We start from the raw sequence: 20,302 nt of genomic DNA, 5'->3' as shown, positions 1-20,302 counted from the left end.
TTTATGTACTGGTCTTGGGGCCCGGTTCAAGGGCGGATTTACTTTGCCGCCATCCGTCCGAGCCAACGTTTGACCAGTTCCTTTGCCGCCCGGTCGGTCTCGCGCAGGGGTGAATAGGTCCAGTCGGCCAGTGGCAGGGCAAGGGGCCGGGTAATCCCTTGTTTTTTCAGGCTGTCATGGAAGCTGGCGAACTTGGTGCTGCCCTTTTCCATCGGCAGGATGTGGACCGGCTTGCCCGTCGTTGCCGCCTCTGTGATCATGTTGGTCGATTCCTGCGTCACCAGGATGTGATCGGCCAGTCCCAGCATGCCGGCATAGGGGTTCGCCAGCTGGCCGATCCTGTCGCCCTGCCAGAAGAAGACATTGTCGAAGCCGCCAAGGGCGTCATGGATCAGCGTTTCATTGATCTTGCCCGTGCGCCGGGACGTGGTGATCATCACCCCGGCGCCGTCAGTGGCGAGGGTTTTCAGCGTGCCGATAATCGTCTCGATCACCGCCGGCGTCATGCGGAAGGCCTTGCTGTCGCCGCCGATGAGGGCCGCGATGCGTGGCCGGGGCAGGTGGGGCAATGCCTCTTCCAGCAGCTTGGCATCCTCGGCCATCAGCGTTGCCGTGAGGCGCGTGGGCGCACCGTGGATGGAGATGACATTCGCGCCGGAGACGCCGTCATGATGGGGCGGAATGACCAGATCGAACCCGTCCAGCGGCACGCGCGGGTCCTGGGTCTGGACGACATAGCTGCGCCGCGTCTGGCGCACGGCGATCGAATACGGGATCGACAGCCGCCCGCAGCCGATCCACAGATCGGGCCATGGCTCATCCAGGCCCTGCTTGTCGGGGATATTGTCGCCATCGAGGACCTGGGCCAGCTTGCCGAAGGGGCGGCTCGCCCACATCCGGGCGGGCAGGGACTGCCACGGCCATTTTACCGAAATGCGCTTGATCGAGATGTCGAGGGGCACGAGGCGTCCGACCGCTTCCGCCAGCCCGAGGGCCTGGTTCTCGATACCTGCCCGACCGTCCGAGACGATCCAGCAGCTGCGCTTTTTGTCGGTGTCGCTCAAATCTCGTGGCGCTCCAGGTGGGTTAACGATGTAATATCAATTCATTAAGCATATGGACAGTAGATCGCAATCTTTCGATAAATGCTCTAAACAGGTAATCGGCCATGACGTTCCGGACTCTTACCCTCTTCCTGTTGCTCACGGCGCTTGCTGCCTGTGCCAGCGTGCCGGGCAAACGCCCTGTCCCATCCCTGACCAAACCGGTGGAGGGGCTGCAGACATCCGGCTTTTCAGGCGGTGGTCCGGGGCGGCGCAAGCATGACGGACTCGATATTTCTGCCCCCTATGGCGCGCCGGTCGTCGCGGTCACCGATGGCCGCGTGATCGCGGCGGAGAGTTACGGTGCCTATGGCCTGATCGTGCGGCTCGACCATGGTGGCGGGTTGCGCAGCATGTATGCGCATCTTTCCGTCATCGACGTGCGGGTCGGACATGAGGTCAAGGCGGGGCAGAAGATCGGCGAGATCGGAACCAGCGGTAACGCCACGGGGCCGCATCTGCACCTCGAGATGAGCCGGGATGGCGAATTGATCGACCCCGGCCGGTTCTTCATCTATCAGGAATACCGCCGCTGACCGGATCAACCCGCATTCAAATGAAATCGTTTGAATGCGGAAAAATTCATCTTCCAGAGTGCAAGGGCAGCGTCCCTGGCTCGATCCGGACGCCGGCTGAGCGAGGTCTGTGCTTTCAATCGCGTGGGCAGGTCTTGACCTCGCGTGTCAGTCCGTCGACGTCATATTGCCGGCTGAGGTCGATATCCTTGGTCAGGACAATGAAGTCGGCATCGGCAGCCATCTGGATATAGCTGGAGACCCGGACCTGGCCTAGGGGCTTGCCCTCTTCAAGGCAGGGCTGGACCATCAGGCTCATCGTGCCGCGGACCTCGCCCGGCGTTTCCGTTTTCCAGCGCTTGGCGGTGGCCTGGAACTGGCGGAAGCGGGCGCGGTCTGTCTCCGCCACCCAGAAGGTCACGATGTGATAACCCTCCTTCTGTTCCTTCGCCAGCATGGGGCTGTCGACAATGTCGGTCTGGGCCAGCGTGAACTTCTCCGCCACGCGCTCCTGCGTTTTCTCGCGTTCGACCGATAGCGACATGATCGCCCGACCGGGCGCAATATCATAATGCTCCGGCAGGCGCGCGGCGGCGCGAACCTCGGCCGGATCCATCGATAGCGGATCGGCATTGCGCATCTGCCACATGGTTGACAGCGGCATCGACGTACAGGCTGACAGCGTGAGAGCGGCGATGGCTGCGGCAAGACGTTTCATGGTGGTATCCATAATTGACGATGAAAAATTATTGTATTACGTTAAATTATGAATGCAAAGCGAGTGATCTGTCAATGCTGAAAAAGCGAACCATCATCCTCAGTGCCATGATGACGTGGGTCATCGTCGGCCTCATTCTCTCGATTATCGGATCGACGATCTGGGTTGTGTTCAATCCTGAGATCGTCATTGCAGAGCTGGCCCGGGAAATGGCCAATCTCGACGTGCCGGGTGATATCAGCCACACCAAGCGAGTGTTGATCGGGCTGCTGACGGTCCCCGCCATGGCGGTCTGGCTGATAATTCTGCTCAATCTGCACCGGCTGTTTGCCAATTTCGCCCGGGAGACCGTCTTTCACCGGCAGACCGTGGTCGCAGTGCGCCGTGCCGGCTTCTGGCTGATGGTGCTGGTTGTGGTTCATTTCTTCGCCTCGATGGGGTCAAGCCTCGCGCTCACCTATGATTTTCCGCCCGGCGAACGCACGCTGGCAATCACCTTCACCTCGCAGCACTTCATTCTGCTGTCGCTCGGCTTTGTCCTGTTGCTGATGGGCGTTGTCATGGACGAGGCGTTGAGGCTCGACGATGAAAACAGGCAGATCGTGTGATGGCGATTATTGTCAGGCTCGACATGATGCTGGCGCTCAGGAAGATGAAGGCCAAGGACCTGGCCGAGCAGATCGGCATCACCGAACAGAACGTGTCGCTGTTGCGGCAGGGCAAGGTGAAGGGCGTGCGGTTCGAGACGCTCGACCGCATCTGCGCAGTGCTCGATTGCAAGCCCGGCGATATTCTGGACAGGGAGGAATGATATGAGGCTATTACTGGCGAGCCTGGCTCTGAGCCTGGCGCTTGGTCTGTCGGCGTGCTCATCCTTGACGCCGTATGATTACGACGATCCGCGAAACAAGCGTCAGCAGGAAAGAGACAGCTGCCGCGAGGATCCGTATCAGGACCAGTGCCAGCCCGGCAGTTACTGAAATGAAAAAACCCGGCCGCGAAGGCCGGGTCTTGTGTCACTCTCTTGAGGCAGAGCCTATTTGTATTCCACCTTGAGAATCTCATAGGCGCGGGCGCCGCCCGGCGCAGCCACTTCGATCGAGTCGCCTTCTTCCTTGCCGATCAGGGCGCGGGAGATGGGCGAGGAGAGGGAAATCTTGCCCGCGGCAAGGTCGGCTTCGACATCGCCGACGATCTGATAGACCTTCTCTTCATCGGTATCCTCGTCGACCACGGTTACCGTGGCGCCGAACTTCACGGTCGAGCCGTTCAGCTTTGACACGTCGATCACCTGGGCGCGGGTATACTTGTCCTCGAGGTCGAGGATCTGGCCCTCGACCAGGCTCTGGCGCTCCTTGGCAGCGTGATATTCCGCGTTTTCCGACAGGTCGCCATGGGCGCGTGCTTCGGAAATCGCCTGAATGACGGCCGGTCGCTCCTGGGACTTCAGCCGCCTGATCTCGGATTCAAGTTTCGAATACCCCTCGGCGGTCATGGGGATCTTTTCCATGTCGGCTCCGTCTCCTTCGGAAAATAATAAAGGCCCGCATCATAGCGATGCGGGCGTCATGTAATCGTTTCGCGATCAGCTACAATAGGCCTGTAGCGGCAAAACTTCAAGAGTATCCTTCTGGAGGACCTCAATCGCCCGAACGGCGGCGCGGGCGCCGGCCACGGTGGTGATGCAGGGGATCTTGTTTTGCAGCGCCGTGGTGCGGATCGAACGGGAATCGGCGATGGACCGTGCCGTTTCCGTCGTGTTGAAGATCATCTGGACCTCGCCATTGACGAGGGCGTCGACGATATGCGGACGGCCTTCCAGCACCTTGTTGACCCGGCGGCATTCCAGCCCGTTTTCAACGAGGAATTCCTGCGTACCGCCGGTTGCCATCAGCGAAAAGCCGATCTCGGTCAGGCGCTTGGCGGCAGACAGGACCAGATCCTTGTCGGCATCCTTGACCGAGATGAACACGCAGCCTTCCAGCGGCGTCCTGATACCGGCGGCGATCATGCTCTTGGCCCGGGCGCGGTCGAAATTGGTGTCGAGGCCCATGACTTCTCCCGTGGAGCGCATTTCAGGGCCGAGCACCGTGTCGACGCCGGGAAAGCGCGAGAACGGGAAGACGACTTCCTTGACGGCGGTGTGATTCAGCTCACGGTCTTCGAGGTTGAATTCCGACAGTTTCATCCCGGCCATCACCTTGGCGGCGATGGCGGCGATGGGATAGCCGATGGTCTTGGCGACGAACGGCACGGTGCGCGAGGCACGCGGATTGACCTCGAGGATATAGATCGTGCTGCCCTGGATTGCATATTGGACATTCATCAGGCCGATGACGCCCAGTGCCTTGGCGAGCACTGTCGTCTGGGCCTTCAGCGCGGCGATGATGTCCTTGCTCAGTGTATAGGGCGGCAGGGAGCAGGCGCTGTCGCCGGAATGGACCCCGGCTTCCTCGATATGTTCCATCACCCCGGCGATGAAGACGTCCTCGCCATCGCAAATGGCATCGACATCGACCTCGACGGCATTTTGCAGATAGTGGTCGAGCAGCAGCGGCTCCTTCTTGTTGAAGGCGATCTCCGCACGGTCGAGATAGTTCTTCAGGCCTTCCGGTCCGCGGACGATTTCCATGGCCCGGCCGCCGAGAACATAGGAGGGCCGGGTGACCAGCGGGTAGCCGACCTGTTCGGCGAGATCCAGCGCTTCCTCGCGGGTCGAGGCAGTGGCGTTGTCCGGCTGCAGCATGCCAAGCCTGTTGACGAGGCCCTGGAACTGGAACCGGTCCTCGGCCAGGTCGATCGCCTCGACCGGCGTGCCGAGAATGGGCACGCCAGCGGCATTGAGCGCTTCTGCAAGCTTCAGCGGGGTTTGCCCGCCATATTGCACGATCACGCCGGCAAGCGTGCCGTTTTCGGTCTCGGCACGGACGATCTCCAGCACGTCTTCGGCTGTCAACGGCTCGAAATAGAGCCTGTCCGATGTGTCATAGTCGGTCGAGACGGTTTCCGGATTGCAGTTGACCATGATCGATTCGATGCCGATGTCGGCGAGCGCGAAGGCAGCATGGCAGCAGCAATAATCGAACTCGATGCCCTGGCCGATCCGGTTCGGGCCGCCGCCAAGGATGATGACTTTCTTCGCATCGGTCGGCTGGCTCTCCGACATGAACTTGCCGCCGACCGGCGGTTCGTAGGCGGAATACATATAGGGTGTCTTCGCGGCGAATTCCGCCGCGCAGGTGTCGATCCGCTTGTAGACCGGGTGGACGCCGAGCTTGTAGCGGTGGGCGCGCACTTCTTCTTCCGTGCCGTCGGCCAGTTGTGCCAGACGCTTGTCGGAAAAGCCCATGGCTTTCAGGTAGCGCAGGCTTTCCGGGTTCGAGGGGATGCCCTCGCGGGCGACTTTCTCTTCGGCCTCGACGATGCCCTGGATCTGGTCGAGGAACCACGGATCATAGGACGTGATCGCGCGCACCTGCTCGATCGGAATGCCATGGCGCAGCGCCTCTGCGGTCACGCGCAGGCGTTCCGGTGTCGGTGCGGCCAGCGCCGCGCGGAAGGCATTGACGTCATCGTCGCCGCCGAGCCCCTCGATCTTGATCGGATCGAGCCCGCACAGGCCGGTCTCCAGCGAGCGCAGCGCTTTCTGCAGGCTTTCCTGGAAGGTGCGGCCGATGGCCATGGCCTCGCCAACGGATTTCATCGCGGTGGTCAGCAGCGGCTTGGCACCGGGGAATTTCTCGAAGGCAAAGCGCGGGATCTTCACGACGACATAGTCGATGGTCGGCTCGAAACTCGCGGGTGTTGCGCCGGTGATGTCATTGTCGAGTTCATCGAGCGTGTAGCCGACGGCGAGCTTGGCCGCGATTTTTGCGATCGGGAAGCCGGTTGCCTTGGACGCCAGCGCCGAGGAGCGTGACACGCGCGGGTTCATCTCGATCACGACGAGGCGGCCATTTTCGGGGTTCACGGCGAATTGCACGTTGGAGCCACCGGTCTCGACGCCGATCTCGCGCAGCACCGCAATCGAGGCGTCGCGCATGATCTGGTATTCTTTGTCGGTCAGCGTCAGGGCCGGGGCGACGGTAATCGAATCGCCGGTATGCACGCCCATGGGGTCGATATTCTCGATCGAGCAGACGATGATGCAATTGTCCGCCTTGTCGCGGACGACTTCCATCTCGAATTCCTTCCAGCCGAGCAGGCTCTCGTCGATCAGCACCTGGCCGGTGGGCGAGGCCTCGATCCCGGCACGGACGATATGCTCGAATTCCTCGCGATTATAGGCAACGCCGCCGCCGGTGCCGCCGAGGGTGAAGGCGGGCCGGATGATGGCCGGCAGGCCGATCTCGTCGATCTGTTCCATGGCGATGGCAACGCCGCGGACGCGGTCATAGCCGGTGACCTTGCCGGCTTCGTTCTTGATCTTGGGCGAGGAGGCAATGGTCGCGCGCGGGTTTTCCAGGCCGATCCTGTCCATCGCCTCGCGGAAGCGCTCGCGGTCCTCGGCCTTGTCGATCACGTCGGCCTTGGCGCCGATCATCTCGACATTGTATTTTTCAAGAACGCCTGAGGCATCGAGGGCGAGAGCGCAGTTCAGCGCGGTTTGGCCGCCCATGGTTGGCAGGAGGGCGTCGGGACGTTCCTTCGCGATGATCTTTTCGACGAATTCCGGGGTGATCGGTTCGATATAGGTCGCGTCGGCGAGCTCCGGATCGGTCATGATCGTCGCCGGGTTCGAGTTGACCAGGATGATCCTGTAGCCTTCCTCCTTCAGGGCCTTGCAGGCCTGAACGCCGGAATAGTCGAACTCGCAGGCCTGCCCGATAACGATAGGGCCGGCGCCGATGATGAGGATGGAGGAGATGTCAGTTCTTTTGGGCATTGCTTACCTTCGAGCGCCTGTCAGGCGGACGCACGGACTCGCCCAGTCGGTCGATCCGCGTCATTGAATACATATTGTCGGCTAGAAGCGCGTTTTAGGGGAAGTCTGTTGCAGGTCCAAGACTTTTTCTCGCAAAAAATGCGAATTGGAATATGCGCCAACATGAAACTAATTGGTTGCCTTTTTATGGGAAACCAATTAGTTTCACAATATGACATACCAGGCATCACATGATTTGACACAGGGCGTCTTCCGGGCGCTCGCCGACCCGACGAGACGGGCGATTCTCCAGCAATTGCGCGACGGCCCCAGGGGCGTGAATGCGCTGGCGCAGGGCTTCGAGATGAGCCGGCCGGCCGTCGCCAAGCATCTGAAAATCCTCGAGGAGGGCCGGCTGATCACCGTCGAGCAGCGCGGCCGCGAACGGCTCAACCACCTGCAGCCGGAAATGCTGGCCGTGGCCCAGCGCTGGCTCGGCTTCTTCGATGCCTTCTGGGACGACAAGCTCGCAAACCTGAAACTTGAAGTGGAGAGAGATGATGACTGAAGCAACAAGAGCGGGGATGACCATCACCAAGACGCTGTTCCTCAAGGCCTCGCCCGAGCGGGTCTGGCGCTTCCTGACGAAGAAGGACCTGCTCGCGACTTGGTTCATGGCGGGCGGTGTGGATGTGGTCGAAGGCGGTGACTGGATCGCCGTGACCAATTCAGAAGGCAAGGAGGGCGAGCCGGTCTGTACCGGCACGGTGAAGGAATTCACACCGCCTGCCGATGGCAAGGACGGGAAACTGGTGCATAGCTTCACCCATAAATGGCTGGAGGGCGTCGACACCCTGTGCACCTGGACACTGGTTCGGGCCGAGGGCGGCACCATCCTGACGCTGGTGCATTCAGGCTTCGAGAGGGTCGCGGAGAACCCGTTTGCCATGGCAGCCGATCACGACAAGGGCTGGGACGAGCATTTCGTTCGTTTGCGCTTCGTCGTCGGCTAGGGCGCCGAGGCGGCTACCGCCTGCCGGCCAGCACCCTGTCGGCGACGAAGGGGTTGGTCTGGCGTTCCTGGCCGAAGGTCGACATCGGCCCGTGGCCGGGAATGAACGTCATGTCGTCACCAAGCGGCCAGAGCTTGGTGACGATGGACTCGATCAGGGCAGGGGGATCGCTCATCGGGAAATCCGTGCGCCCGACAGAGCCCTTGAAGATGACATCGCCGACAAAGGCGAGCCGCGCGGCCTGCGAATAGATCACCACGTGACCGGGCGTATGGCCGGGCGTCGTGACGACACCGAATTCGTTGCCGTCCAGCTCCAGCGTATCGCCGTCGCTCAGCCAGCGGTCGGGCGTGACATCCTCGCCGCCTTCCCAGCCCATCTTTTTCCAGCTCTCGCGCACGCGTTCGAGCCAATAGGTTTCGGGCTTCGCCGGCCCCTCGATGATGGCGCCGGTGCGGCGCTTGATCTCTTCTGCGGCGCCGGCATGGTCGAGATGGCCGTGGGTCAGCCAGATCTTCTCGATCCTCGCACCGATCTGCTCGGCCGCGGCCATGAGCTTGTCCGGCTCGCCGCCCGGATCGACGATCGCGGCGGCGCCGGAGGCGGCCCTGATGATCGAGCAATTTTGCTGGAACGGCGTGACCGGCACGATCTGGATCTTGAACGGGGGCTGTGGAGTCTGGTCTGTCATAGCCATCACTATAGGGGGTTTGACGGCGCATTGCATCCGGCTACTCGCGCAAATTTTTCTCAATTCTTAGCGGTCACACGGTAACCCGTCCTTTACCATATTGCGATTTGGCCAAGAAATTCAGTCAATTGATCCGGACAGGGATGGTTCAGGGTTAAGCGCCGTTAAGTCTGTTTGTTACGAGACTGGTAAGTCACGCATGTTTTACTCAAGCTGCGACAAAAGTGACATCGGGGGAACTTATGATGCACAGATCAGCACTTCTTACCGGCGCGGCGATTGCTGCAATTGCCACCTCTGCTTTGCCGCCGGCGATGGCTGCGGGGAGCGACGGACAGGACGAGGGTGAGATCACTGCCTATTTCGGACATATCGACCCCTTCTTTGGCCAGATCGACCCCTTCTTCGGGCAGATCGATCCGTTCTTCGGTCACATCAATCCTTTCTATGCGGATGGAAACAATAACAGCTTCGGCGACATCTCCCCATTCTGGGGGACGATCGAACCGTTCTGGGGAACGATCAATCCGTTCTTCGGCGACATCGCGCCGTTCTGGGGCGATATCAGCCCGTTCTTTGGCCATATAGATCCGTTCTACGAAACCGATCCTGAATTCTACGACAAGCTCTATGCCCATTATGGCGATCTTCGTCCTTTCTGGGGCGACATTGCCGCCTTCTGGGGCGATGTCGGCCCGATGTTCGGCGATATCGATGCCTTCTGGGGCGATATCCGTCCGTTCGAGGATCATGCAGGCGACTGGAGCGAGCTCGCGGCGATGCTGTCGGAAGTCGATGCCCAGGCCGGTCAGGTCTGGGGAGCGGCGATCGAGGCCAGGACCGGTCTGTCCTATCGCGAGGGTTTTGCCGACGCGCTTTACGCCAAATACGGGATCGACCTGGATGATCCGTCCACGCTGGAAGACCTTTCCGCCGGTGACCGGTCGATGTTCTTCATGGAGTTCTATGACGGGCTGATGGGTTTTTCCGGCGTCGACCATGTCGACCACTGGATGGCGACGATCAACTGGCGTCCGTCCATCACCCAGGATCTGGGGGGCGGGGCTGACGCCAGGATCGGGCTGCTCGATGCCAATGTAAACTTCAATGACGACCTGCTGGACAACATCTCCAAATCGGAGGGCTACAAGATTACCGGCAATTTCCACGGAGCCGCCGTTGGCAGCCTTCTGGTCGGCGCCCATGACGGCAAGGGCGTCATGGGGATTGCTCCCGATGCTGACGTCATTCTCTACAATCCTTTCGACGAAACCGGCACCAGCAACTGGGATGACATCGGCACGGGCATCGAAAAGCTGACCAGGCACAAGGTCGATGTGATCAACATGTCACTCGGCATGCCGGGCTGGACCTTCAATGAAGGCTGGTCGCAGATTCTCGGTAACAGCAAGCATCGCAACAAGCTCGAGGATGTCCTTGTGGTCAAGGCGGCCGGCAATGATGGCATCGCCCAGCAGATGGATGTGACCTGGAACGCAGATACGAACCTTCTCGACCAGTTGATCATCGTCGGTTCGGTCGGCCCGACGAAGCAGATTTCATGGTTCTCGAACACGCCGGGCGAAGCCTGTATCGTGACCTGGAACTACTGCGCGGAGCACAACAAGCTGAAGTACAAATATGTCGTCGCGCCGGGCGAAATGATTCTCGTCGCGGACGATGATGGCGGTGTACAGCGTGTCTCGGGCACGTCCTTCGCCGCGCCGCTGGTTTCCGGCACGGCGACGCTGATCATGGACCGCTGGCCCTGGCTGCAGCGCAACCCGGAACTGGTCGCCGATATCATCTTCAATACGGCTGAAGACCTGGGAGAGCCTGGCGTCGACAGTGTCTATGGCTGGGGGCTTCTCGATGTCGAGGCCGCTCTGTCGCCATACGCTTTCGACAGCCTCAGCATCTTCTCCGGGTGGAATTATGTCGCCCCGCAAAAGCTCAAGGACGCGATCCTGACGCCCGGGGTTCTTGATGTCTGGGAGGAAAAAGGTGTCGTCCTCTCCTCCTTCGAATATTACCCCGGCGGATATCGCGACTTCCTGATCCCGTTGTCTTCCCGGGTTGCCGGCGAGGAATATTCCAACTGGGCCAGCAAGCGACAGCGTACCCAGGGCTATCTTTACAAGCGCCTGATCGACTGGGCGAAGAACGGGTCCGGTTTCGCCGAGCAGCCGGGCTACACCGCCCCGGTCGGCGCCGGCCAGAACTGGCGCCTGTCGATGACGGCAACGCCGCGCTCCGTTGCCGAAGAACGGCGCATTGGCGAGGTGCCGTTTCATTCCGACCTGATGCTGGCCAGCGTCGATGGCGCCCTGACCATGCGCGCCGGGACGGGCGAGGCGACGCCGCTGTTCGCCGCCAGCGAGGCCTTCGGCTTTGCGTCCGACATCGACCCGATGTCCGGTGGCGTCAATCCCGTCTTCGGCTTTGCTTCGGGGTCCGGCTATGCTGGCACCGCCCTGAGCCTGACCGGGAATGCACAGGTCAGCCTGTCCTTTGCCGCTCGAATCAATGACCGCAAATATCAGGATGTCGATACCGGTCAGTTGCTGGCGGATGAGACCGGCCTTGCACCCTATCAGGCGCAGGCTGCCAGCCTTGGTTTCGACTACAGGCTGACTGACCGCGTCTCCATGAACGTGTCCTATACGGTGCTCGACGAGACCGACGGCCTTCTCGGCGCCCAGGGCGGCGGTGCCCTGTCTCTCGATGGCAAGGCCGGGACGTCCTCGACCACCATGGGTGTCGACGTTGCCTTGCCCCGCAATATGCTGCTCGGCATGTCGGCAACGCGCGCCGAAACGCAGGAAACCGAGTTCGAGGATTCGATCCTGTCACTGACAGATGGGGCAAGCTCCTCCGCCTATGAGGTCGCGATTCTGAAAAGAGGCATTGCCGGGATCGCCGACCAGTTGCGGTTCAGCTTTGCCCAGCCGCTTCACGTCGAGGACGGCGCGCTGGAAATGACCATGCTCGCCGTTGTCGATCGGGAAACGGGCGACCTTGGCCAGATGACCCAATATGTGCCGCTGGGCGGCAGCCGTCGCCCTTACGTGGCGGAACTGCTCTATGCCAGCCCTGTATTGAAAGGGCGTGGCAATCTCGGCACCTTCACACGGGCCGAGACGAACACCCGCTCGAGCAATGCCGGCATCGTGGAGTATTCCTTCGGCACAAATTTGAGACTTTCTTTCTGAAGCTGGACTGACCCCTGAAACTTGCTCCTTTTTCAGCAAGCCGGATCCCTCGGGATCCGGCTTATTTCTTAAGCCTTTTAAAGGGTTTTAAGTATGCTGAACAATTCCTGTCCGATGACGTTAGCGGAGGGATTTTCTAAACTGAATATCAACTTTGAGCCGCTAGGGTGGGTATCAAGGGGAAGGTTCTGAATGCCGGTTAATAAGCGTCTCATCAAGGCCGCAGTCCTTACGATCGGTCTCTGGCTCTCTCTGGCTACCGGACCCGCCATGGCGGAGAACGGTATTGCCGAGGCCGGTATGGCCGATACAGGCACGGTCGATAAGCCGTCCGAGCTGTCGACCGGCGATCTGTTCAATACCGCCAAGCAAATCATGATGGCCGATCCGGAGCAGGCCCTGCGCTATGCCCAGAGCGCCGAAACGCTGGCCCGTCGGGCCGAGGCCAGCGCCAGGCAGAAACAGGATATTGCAACCGCCTTCTGGCTCCAGGCTGAAGCGCTGCTGCGCCTCAACCGGTCGGAGGAGGCAGCCCCGCTGATCGAACGGGCGATCATCCTCGTCGGTAACCGCAAGAAACGCGAAAAGCTCGGCGGCGACCTGATGCTGACCCGTGGGCGCGTCTCCCGCGACAAGGGCGACATAGAGGATGCGCTGAAGAGCTATCAGGAAGCCCACGATATTTTTGCCGCCCTCGATGTCAGCCGCAGCCAGGCGATGGCCCTGCAAAGCATCGGCTCGATCTACAACGATGCCCGCGATTACCCGCGTGTCGTCGAATATTACCAGCGCAGCGCCGAGGTCTTCTCCGGCGACCCCGCCCTCGACATGTCTGCCACCAACAATCTCGCCAATGCCTACAAGAGCATGGGCGAGTATGAAAAGGCCGAGACCTATTACAACAAGGCGCTGGAACTGTCGCAGGGTTTTGAAAGCCCGATACTGGAAGCCCGCATACTGACCAATATCGCCTTCGTCCAGCTTCTTGCCGGCAAGCTGAATGTGTCCCAGCGGACACTCGAGGCCGGTTTCGCAGCGTCGGACCGCGCGGAGACGGAAGCCTGGGAGCCGTTCCTGTGGGGCGTGCAGGCGCATCTGGATTTCGCCCGCGGCGATCATGAAACCGCAGCAGCCAATATGGGCAAGCTGTTCGCCGGGACGCCGGTATCCGAAACCACGCTGCCATACATGGAATTTCACGAAACGGCAGTGCTGATCTATGAGCAGGCCGGTGAATTGCAGCTGGCGCTGGCCCATGCCAAGGCGCATCAACGCCTCGAGCAGACCGCTCTTGAGGCCGCAGGCTCTGCCAATGTCGCCCTGATGGGGGCGGAATTCGACTTCGCCAGTCAGCAACTCGAAATCGAGAAGCTCAAGACCGGCCAGCTGGAGCGCGATATCGCGCTCGCCCGGGCCCGAGACCGTCAGCAATACATGATAGCCGGCTTCTTCGCCCTGTTCGGTTTCGTCGTCGCCGCGGCGATGGCGATTGCCTATATCTCCATTCGCCGCAGCCGCAATTCCATCCGCAAGGCCAATGAGGAACTCCAGCGTTCCCACACCGAAATGCAGAAGACCAATGATGCTCTCGAAAAGGCAAACAATGCGAAGACGGAGTTCCTGGCCACGACCAGCCACGAGATCCGGACGCCCCTGAACGGCATTCTCGGCATGACGGAAGTCATTCTGAAGCATAACAATCTGGGTGCCGAGGACCGCGAGCGGGTCGAGACCGTGCGCAAGGCCGGCAATTCGCTCCTGCTGATCGTCAATGACATACTCGACGTCGCCAAGATTGAATCAGGCCGCATGAAGGTCGTGACGGCTCCGGTCAATATCCATGAAACCATTTCCGAGACGATCGGCCTGTGGCGTGAAAACGCCATCAACAAGGGACTGCGGGTCGAGACTGACCTCGACGACCTGCCGGGCATGATCGAGGCGGACGAGAAATATATCCGCCAGATCGTCTTCAACCTGCTCTCCAACGCGATCAAGTTCACCGAAAAGGGCGCCATTGCCATCAATGGCTGGACCGGCCCCGACCAAACCTTCAGCATACAGATACGTGACAGCGGCATCGGTATCCCGGATCACGAGCTTGAAAACATCTTCAAGACATTCCAGCAGGTCGACTCCGGCGCGAACCGCAAATATGGCGGCACCGGTCTTGGCCTGTCCATCTGCCGCAAGCTCGCGCGCCTGATGGAGGGCGACCTGGTGGTGGCAAGCGAGATGGGTATCGGCTCGACATTCACCCTGACCCTGCCGCTGAAAATTCTCTCCAATACGCGCAGCACCGCGGCAGCGGTAAAGGCGGAAAGCCTGCCAGCGCGTCTGATGCAGCTCGACGTGCTCGTCGCCGAAGACAACAAGGTCAACCAGATCGTCATCGACTCCCTGCTGAAGGGATGCGTACGCAGCGCGGATATCGTCGAGGACGGGACCCAGGTCCTCGAAGCCCTGAAGCTGAAGCAATATGACCTGATCCTGATGGACAAGCAGATGCCCGGCATGGACGGCGTTGCCGCAACCCAGGCGATCAGGACCGCCAACAAGCCCTGGAGCAACATCTATATCATCGCCGTGACGGCGGATGCGTTCGATGGCGCGCGGGAAGAACTGATGGCGCAGGGCATGGATGACTATCTTGCCAAGCCGATCAGCCAGAACGCCCTTGTCGCCGTCATGCAGCAGGCACTCGACCGCAAGCTGACCCGGCAGGACGACCGCAAGCAGCGCGCCTCCATCTCCGCCTGACGGGCCCGATCCTCTGCGTCTTCGAGTATCGGCGCAGCAGGTTCCTCCGGACGATCTGAGCCATCAAGGGTTTTGCTTTCAAATGCGTTTTGAGCATCCCGGGGTTCACGCCACTGGTGAGACCCGGCATGGATGGCGTCGTATATCGCGCGAGGCTGGCTCCTGGCGGAGCAAGGATGGTGACCCCGACAGGATTCGAACCTGTGGCCCCCAGATTAGGAATCTGATGCTCTATCCTGCTGAGCTACGGGGTCATCCGGACTTGCCTTAGCCGGTTTTGGCAAGCGCGAAAAGACCCGGGCTTTCAATTAAACCACGGTAAAACCAGTTATTTACCATATGAATATCGCCTTGCCCGCGTCATAATCACGCCCAATAACGAGGAGAGGCTGCCAGCAGGCAGCCGAGGGAGAGTACTCATGGAACGCAAGGGTCTGATTATCGCGGGTGTGTTCGTCCTGATCGCCTTTGCGGCGGGGCTGTTCATCGGGCGGGTCGGGTCGCGGCCGATCACGGCGGGCGATTTCGCCCAAAACACGCGCCCGGCGATCGAGAGCGTCTCCCAGGCCAACCAGGCCTTCGACCAGCAGCGCGAGTTCGAGACCATCCGCGCCGAGGATGCGCCCAGAGCGGGCGATGGCGCGGGCGATGGGGCGGGAGAGGACGGCTTCGGCTTTTCGCGCCTGTCGCTGGATACCTCCGGCGATGTGCCGCGCGCGTGCTTCTCCTTCACCGGCAATCTCGTGTCCTCCGGTACGGTGAATTATGCTGACTATGTCCGGTTCGAGCCCTCGGTCCAGGCCGTCACGGAAGCGACCGGCAACACGCTGTGCGTTTCCGGCGTGGCGTTCGACACGACCTATCAGGCGACCCTGCGCGAGGGCCTGCCCGGCGCCGACGGCGCGGCGCTGGAGCGCGCCGAGGGCGTCACCGTCGCCTTTGGCGACAAGCCGTCTTACGTTGGCTTCGTCGGCAACGGCGTGATCCTGCCGCGCATGGAGGCTGACGGTGTCGGCTTCGAGACCGTCAATGTCGAATCCCTGAAAATCTCCGTCTACCGCGTTGCCGAGCGCGGCCTCGTCTACAAGCGCATCACCGAAGGCGATGGCGCGGCGGAAGGCAGCTATGGCTATCCGTGGGGGGATGAAAGCGCCCTCGATGACGGGGTCAAGGTCTGGGAAGGCGAACTGCCCGTGGCGATGGATCGCAATGAGCGTGTCGTCACCGTGTTCCCGCTCGGGGCGGCCCTGGGCGAGGCGCGGGAGGAAAGCGGCGGGCTGAAACCCGGTGCCTATTTCCTCGACGTCGAGGATGCCTCTGATGGTGTCGACGAGTACCAGCCGGCGCGGGCCTGGCGATGGATCATGTTCACCGACATGGCGCTGTCCGCCTATTATGGCGACGATGGCATCGACCTCGTCGTCCGCTCGCTCGAGACCGCCCGGCCGCTCTCCAAGGTCGCGGTCAAGCTGATCGCCCGCAATAACGAGGTGCTGGCCGAAGGCACCACCGATGGCGACGGCCTCGTGCGCTTCCCCGGTCCGGTCACGCGGGGCGAGGGCGCGCTGGCGCCGCAAATGATCGTCGCCTATGGTCCGAAGGACGATTTCGCTGCCATCGACCTGTCGCGCTCGCCGCTCGATCTGTCAGACCGCAATGTCGATGGCCGTTATACCAGCGGCGCCGTCGACAGCTATATGTGGTTCGATCGCGGCATCTATCGCCCCGGCGAGACGGCGCATATCTCCGGCATGATCCGCGACGATTCCGGCAATGCCATCGAGGGGCGCCCGGCGACGCTGACCCTGCGCCGGCCGAACTATACCGAGGCCGAGGTGATCCGCATCGAGGAGATGGTCGTCGGCGGATTCACGACTGACTTTGCAGTACCCGCTTCCGCCCCGCGCGGTATGTGGACGGCGACCCTCGTCGTCGATGGCACGCAGGAGGAATATAGCGAGAGCTTTGCGGTGGAGGATTTCGTGCCCCAGCGCATCGCGGTCGAGGTCGAGGCGGATGAAGACACGGCGCTGTTCGCCGGCGAGCGCCGCGCGGTCGAGGTCGATGCCCGCTTCCTCTATGGCGCGCCGGGCTCGGGCCTCGCCGTGGAGGGCGATGCCCGTCTGCGGGTCGATCCCAATCCGTTCCCGGACTATTCCGAGTTCCGGTTCGGCGATACCGAGAGCTATTTCACCGAGCGCTATCTGCGCCTTGGCGAGACCATGACCGATGGCGACGGCGAGGCGACGCTGACGCTCGCCATCGACACTGACATCGAGGCCAATGGGATGCCGCTGCGGGCCGATCTCGTCGTCGGCGTCGCCGAGCCCGGCGGCCGTTTCGTCCAGGAAAGCGCCCGCGTGCCGGTGCGCACGCTGGAGCGCTATGTCGGCATCCGCCAGGATGAAGGCGAGCGCCGCTCCAATGACGAGAATCTTGCCTTCTCCCTGCTGGCGCTCGACCGCGCCGGCGCGCCGGTCGATGAGGCGACTCTGGAATGGCGCCTGATCGAGGAAGACTATCGCTTCGAATGGTACCGCCAGAATGACGAATGGCGCTGGCGTCGCGACTATCAGGATATCCTGATCGCAACCGGTACGCTCGACACCGATCAAGACGGCCTCGCCAAGCTGTCCAGCGACCTCGACTATGGCTCCTACCGGCTGGAAGTGAGCGACGCCGAGACCGGCGTGCGTACCAGCCATCGCTTCTATTCCGGCTATGCGTCCTATGCGTCCGGCGCCGACACGCCGGACCAGGCGAGCCTGACCGCGCCCGACCGGCCGGTCAAACCCGGTTCGCGTGCCAAAATCACCCTGTCCGCGCCCTATGCCGGCGAGGCGACCATCGTCGTCGCGACCGACCGCATCCACTCGATCCAGCGGGTACGGATCGATGAGGCGACGCGCGAGATCAATATCGAGACCGACCCGTCCTGGGGTGGTGGTTTCTACGTCCTCGCGACGGTCGTCACGCCGCGCGACGCTGTCGACCAGCCGGTCCCGCGCCGGGCCATGGGCGTTGTCTATGTGCCCTTCGACATGGATACACGCACCCTCGACCTCGCCTTCGATATCGATGACATGATCCGTCCGCGCCAGCAGCTTGCCCTGCCGGTGGAGGTGACCGGCGCAACGGCGGGCGAGGCGGTGATGATGACCGTTGCCGCCGTTGATGAAGGCATTCTGCGCCTGACCAAGTTCGCGGCGCCCGATCCGGCGGACTTCTTCTTCGGCAAGAAATCGCTCGGCGTGCAGATCTATGACGATTACGGACGGCTCCTTAACCCGAACCTTGCCGCGCCGACCCGCTTCGGCGGCGACCAGCTCGGCGGGGAAGGGCTGACCGTGGTGCCGACCAGGACCGTGGCGCTGTTCAATGGCATCCTGACGATCAATGGCGATGGCACGGTCGATGTGCCGCTCGACATTCCCGACTTCAATGGCGAATTGCGCCTGATGGCCGTCGCATGGACCGACGACAAGGTCGGCTCGGCGGCACAGGCCCTGACGGTGCGCGATACCGTCCCGGCGGAGCTGGCGCTGCCGCGCTTCCTCGGGCCGGACGACACCGCCTCGACGACGCTGCTGATCGACAATGTCGATGGCCGCAGCGGTGTCTATACCGTCACTGTCGACGGCGTCGGACCGGTCGATATCGACGAAACCCTGAACCTCAACCTCGCCAAGGACCAGCGCCAGGACGCGCTGTTCTCGCTCACCGCCAGCGATGTCGGCATCGGCGAGGTGCTGCTGGCGGTCGACGGCCCGCAGGATTTCGCCGTCCAGCGCGCCTATCCGATCCAGGTGCGCGCGCCGTATTTCCCGGTGACGCAGGTGACGACCGAGGCGATGCAGGCGGGGGCGACCTATACGCCGTCGCGCGACCTGATCGCCGGTTACTATCCGGGCTCGACCGAGGTGACGGTATCGTTCTCGCCGCTGCGCGGGATCGATCCCAAGCCGCTGCTGGAAAGCCTCTACCGCTATCCCTATGGGTGTACGGAGCAACTGGTCTCTACGTCCTTCCCGCTGCTGTTCGCCGATGACCTTGGTGCTATGGCAGGGGCGCAGACCGACATGTCGCTGCGCCCGCGCGTGCAGGAGGCGATCAACAAGATCCTCGCGCGGCAGTCGACCGACGGCGCGTTTGGCCTGTGGCGGGCCGGTGACGGCAATGCGGAAGGCTGGATCGGCGCCTATGTCACCGATTTCCTGTACCGGGCGAAACAACAGGGCTACGCCGTGCCGGATACGGCGCTGGCCTCGGCCTATGACGCCATCGAAGAACTGACGAGTACGGATCGCTGGCTCTCGGTCGGCTACATCACCCGCGTCGAGGAAGGCACTATCTATGCCGACCGGCAGGAAAACCTGCGCCGCCGCGCCGCCGCCTATTCCTTCTATGTGCTTGCCCGTGCCGGCCGGGCGGACCTGTCCGACCTGCGCTACTTCTCGGACAATTTCCTTGGCGATGTCCCGAGCCCGCTCGCCCGTGCCCATGCCGGGGCGGCGCTGGCCCTGATGGGCGATCGTGCCCGCGCCAATCGTGCCTTCGATCTGGCTGCCGAGACCATCGGCTACAGCAATGCGGAGAATTACTACCAGTCGCCGCTGCGCGACGTGGCGGCGATGATCCCGCTCGCTGCCGAAGTCGGTGCGGACGCTCTCGTCGCCCAGCTGACGGAGGATCTGGAAGGCCTGCAGAGCGAGGCGAGCTATCTCAACACGCAGGAAAAAGCCTTCCTGCTGCTCGCCAGCGCTACGCTGCTCGACCGGGCGGGCGACGTCGCCATCGCCATGAACGGTGCCGAGGCAACAGGCCAGGCGGCTCCGGCCTTTGATCTCATGCCCGCCGACATCACCGGCGGCGTCACCTTCACCAATGCGGGGCAGGGCACGGTATACCGCTCGGTCGCCGTTTTCGGCACGCCGGTCGAGGCACCGCCCGCTGTCGATGAAGGTTTTGCCCTGGCCAAGTCGGTCTTCACCCTCGATGGCCGCCCGGCGAGCCTCGATACGGTCAGCCAGAACGACCGCTATGTCATCGCGCTCAGCGGCCAGCCGCAGGACCAGCTGCTCCATGCCACCATTATCGTCGACATGCTGCCGCCGGGCTTCGAGATCGAAAGCGTGCTGGAGCCGGGCGATGCTGGCGAGGAGGGCATCTATCGCTGGCTCGGCGAGCTGTCCTACACCAAGGTCGCCGAGGCCCGGGATGACCGCTTTGTCGCCGCGCTCGATATCCGCCGCAGCGCCGACCGTGCCGGCTCGGGCCGGTTCGCGCTCGCCTATGTCGTGCGGGCGGTGACGCCGGGCGAGTATGTCTTCCCCGGCGCCGTCGTCGAGGACATGTACCGCCCGGGTATTTTCGCCCGCACCGGCACCGGCCGTCTCACGGTCGCTGCGGCGCAATAGGGGCAGGCG

The 20,302-nt window shown here is 62.0% G+C and carries 14 protein-coding genes and 1 tRNA gene; 9 read left to right on the top strand and 6 right to left on the bottom strand.

The window, feature by feature from the left end; translation table 11 throughout:
* Window positions 1-38 precede the first annotated feature (38 nt).
* A complete protein-coding gene (locus IEV88_RS07425; RefSeq protein WP_188159045.1) occupies window positions 39-1,064 on the bottom strand; it encodes a mitochondrial fission ELM1 family protein in 1,026 nt (341 codons plus the stop codon).
* A gap of 104 nt (window positions 1,065-1,168) precedes the next feature.
* On the opposite strand from IEV88_RS07425, the gene IEV88_RS07420 reads away from it, so the two are divergent.
* Window positions 1,169-1,639 (top strand): M23 family metallopeptidase, encoded by a 471-nt coding sequence (locus IEV88_RS07420; RefSeq protein WP_188159046.1) that lies wholly within the window; start codon window positions 1,169-1,171, stop codon window positions 1,637-1,639.
* A gap of 115 nt (window positions 1,640-1,754) precedes the next feature.
* Here the strand turns inward: IEV88_RS07420 and IEV88_RS07415 are convergent, their stop codons facing one another.
* The gene (locus IEV88_RS07415; RefSeq protein WP_188159047.1) at window positions 1,755-2,336 is read right to left on the bottom strand and encodes a hypothetical protein; all 582 of its coding nucleotides are present in this window, start codon (window positions 2,334-2,336) and stop codon (window positions 1,755-1,757) included.
* Between the two features lie 74 nt (window positions 2,337-2,410).
* On the opposite strand from IEV88_RS07415, the gene IEV88_RS07410 reads away from it, so the two are divergent.
* The 3 genes from IEV88_RS07410 to IEV88_RS07400 are packed head-to-tail and all read left to right on the top strand — an operon-like array spanning window position 2,411 to window position 3,316.
* On the top strand, window positions 2,411-2,944 hold the full coding sequence (locus IEV88_RS07410) for a DUF2975 domain-containing protein (RefSeq protein WP_188159048.1): 534 nt from the start codon (window positions 2,411-2,413) through the stop codon (window positions 2,942-2,944).
* Window positions 2,944-3,147 carry a helix-turn-helix domain-containing protein gene (locus IEV88_RS07405; protein ID WP_188159049.1) on the top strand — a complete coding sequence of 68 codons (204 nt, stop codon included), beginning with the start codon at window positions 2,944-2,946 and terminating at the stop codon, window positions 3,145-3,147. Before IEV88_RS07410 ends, IEV88_RS07405 begins: the two co-directional genes overlap by 1 nt.
* A 1-nt stretch (window position 3,148) precedes the next feature.
* Window positions 3,149-3,316: a hypothetical protein gene (locus IEV88_RS07400; RefSeq protein WP_188159050.1), complete on the top strand. Its 168-nt coding sequence runs from the start codon at window positions 3,149-3,151 to the stop codon at window positions 3,314-3,316.
* 56 nt (window positions 3,317-3,372) lie between these two features.
* On the opposite strand, the gene greA is transcribed toward IEV88_RS07400, so the two are convergent.
* Both greA and carB read right to left on the bottom strand, forming a co-directional pair.
* The gene (greA, locus tag IEV88_RS07395) at window positions 3,373-3,846 is read right to left on the bottom strand and encodes a transcription elongation factor GreA (RefSeq protein WP_188159051.1); all 474 of its coding nucleotides are present in this window, start codon (window positions 3,844-3,846) and stop codon (window positions 3,373-3,375) included.
* Between the two features lie 75 nt (window positions 3,847-3,921).
* Window positions 3,922-7,221 (bottom strand): carbamoyl-phosphate synthase large subunit, encoded by a 3,300-nt coding sequence (gene carB / locus IEV88_RS07390; RefSeq protein ID WP_188159052.1) that lies wholly within the window; start codon window positions 7,219-7,221, stop codon window positions 3,922-3,924.
* 235 nt (window positions 7,222-7,456) lie between these two features.
* Here carB and IEV88_RS07385 point away from each other — a divergent pair, with 235 nt between their 5' ends.
* Together IEV88_RS07385 and IEV88_RS07380 are read left to right on the top strand one after the other, a co-directional pair.
* Entirely contained in the window at window positions 7,457-7,768 is a 312-nt protein-coding gene (locus IEV88_RS07385) for an ArsR/SmtB family transcription factor (RefSeq protein WP_206711252.1), read from the top strand.
* Complete coding sequence (locus IEV88_RS07380; protein WP_188159054.1) at window positions 7,761-8,213, top strand: SRPBCC family protein; 453 nt, start codon at window positions 7,761-7,763, stop codon at window positions 8,211-8,213. The genes IEV88_RS07385 and IEV88_RS07380 overlap by 8 nt, the downstream gene beginning before the upstream one ends.
* A 13-nt stretch (window positions 8,214-8,226) precedes the next feature.
* Here the strand turns inward: IEV88_RS07380 and IEV88_RS07375 are convergent, their stop codons facing one another.
* Window positions 8,227-8,904, bottom strand: coding sequence for an MBL fold metallo-hydrolase (locus tag IEV88_RS07375; protein WP_188159055.1), 678 nt, complete (start codon window positions 8,902-8,904; stop codon window positions 8,227-8,229).
* Window positions 8,905-9,146: 242 nt separating this feature from the next.
* Here IEV88_RS07375 and IEV88_RS07370 point away from each other — a divergent pair, with 242 nt between their 5' ends.
* Both IEV88_RS07370 and IEV88_RS07365 read left to right on the top strand, forming a co-directional pair.
* Entirely contained in the window at window positions 9,147-12,116 is a 2,970-nt protein-coding gene (locus tag IEV88_RS07370) for a S8 family peptidase (protein WP_188159056.1), read from the top strand.
* 192 nt (window positions 12,117-12,308) lie between these two features.
* Window positions 12,309-14,876, top strand: a complete 2,568-nt coding sequence (locus tag IEV88_RS07365; RefSeq protein WP_188159057.1) for an ATP-binding protein — start codon at window positions 12,309-12,311, stop codon at window positions 14,874-14,876.
* 177 nt (window positions 14,877-15,053) lie between these two features.
* On the opposite strand, the gene IEV88_RS07360 is transcribed toward IEV88_RS07365, so the two are convergent.
* A tRNA-Arg gene (locus IEV88_RS07360) sits at window positions 15,054-15,130 on the bottom strand.
* 165 nt (window positions 15,131-15,295) lie between these two features.
* Here IEV88_RS07360 and IEV88_RS07355 point away from each other — a divergent pair.
* Complete coding sequence (locus tag IEV88_RS07355; RefSeq protein ID WP_188159058.1) at window positions 15,296-20,293, top strand: alpha-2-macroglobulin family protein; 4,998 nt, start codon at window positions 15,296-15,298, stop codon at window positions 20,291-20,293.
* Window positions 20,294-20,302: the final 9 nt, after the last annotated feature.

Source organism: Aquisalinus flavus, from assembly GCF_014640095.1.
GTDB lineage: Bacteria > Pseudomonadota > Alphaproteobacteria > Caulobacterales > Parvularculaceae > Aquisalinus > Aquisalinus flavus.
This window is presented reverse-complemented; position numbering and strand designations above follow the sequence as displayed.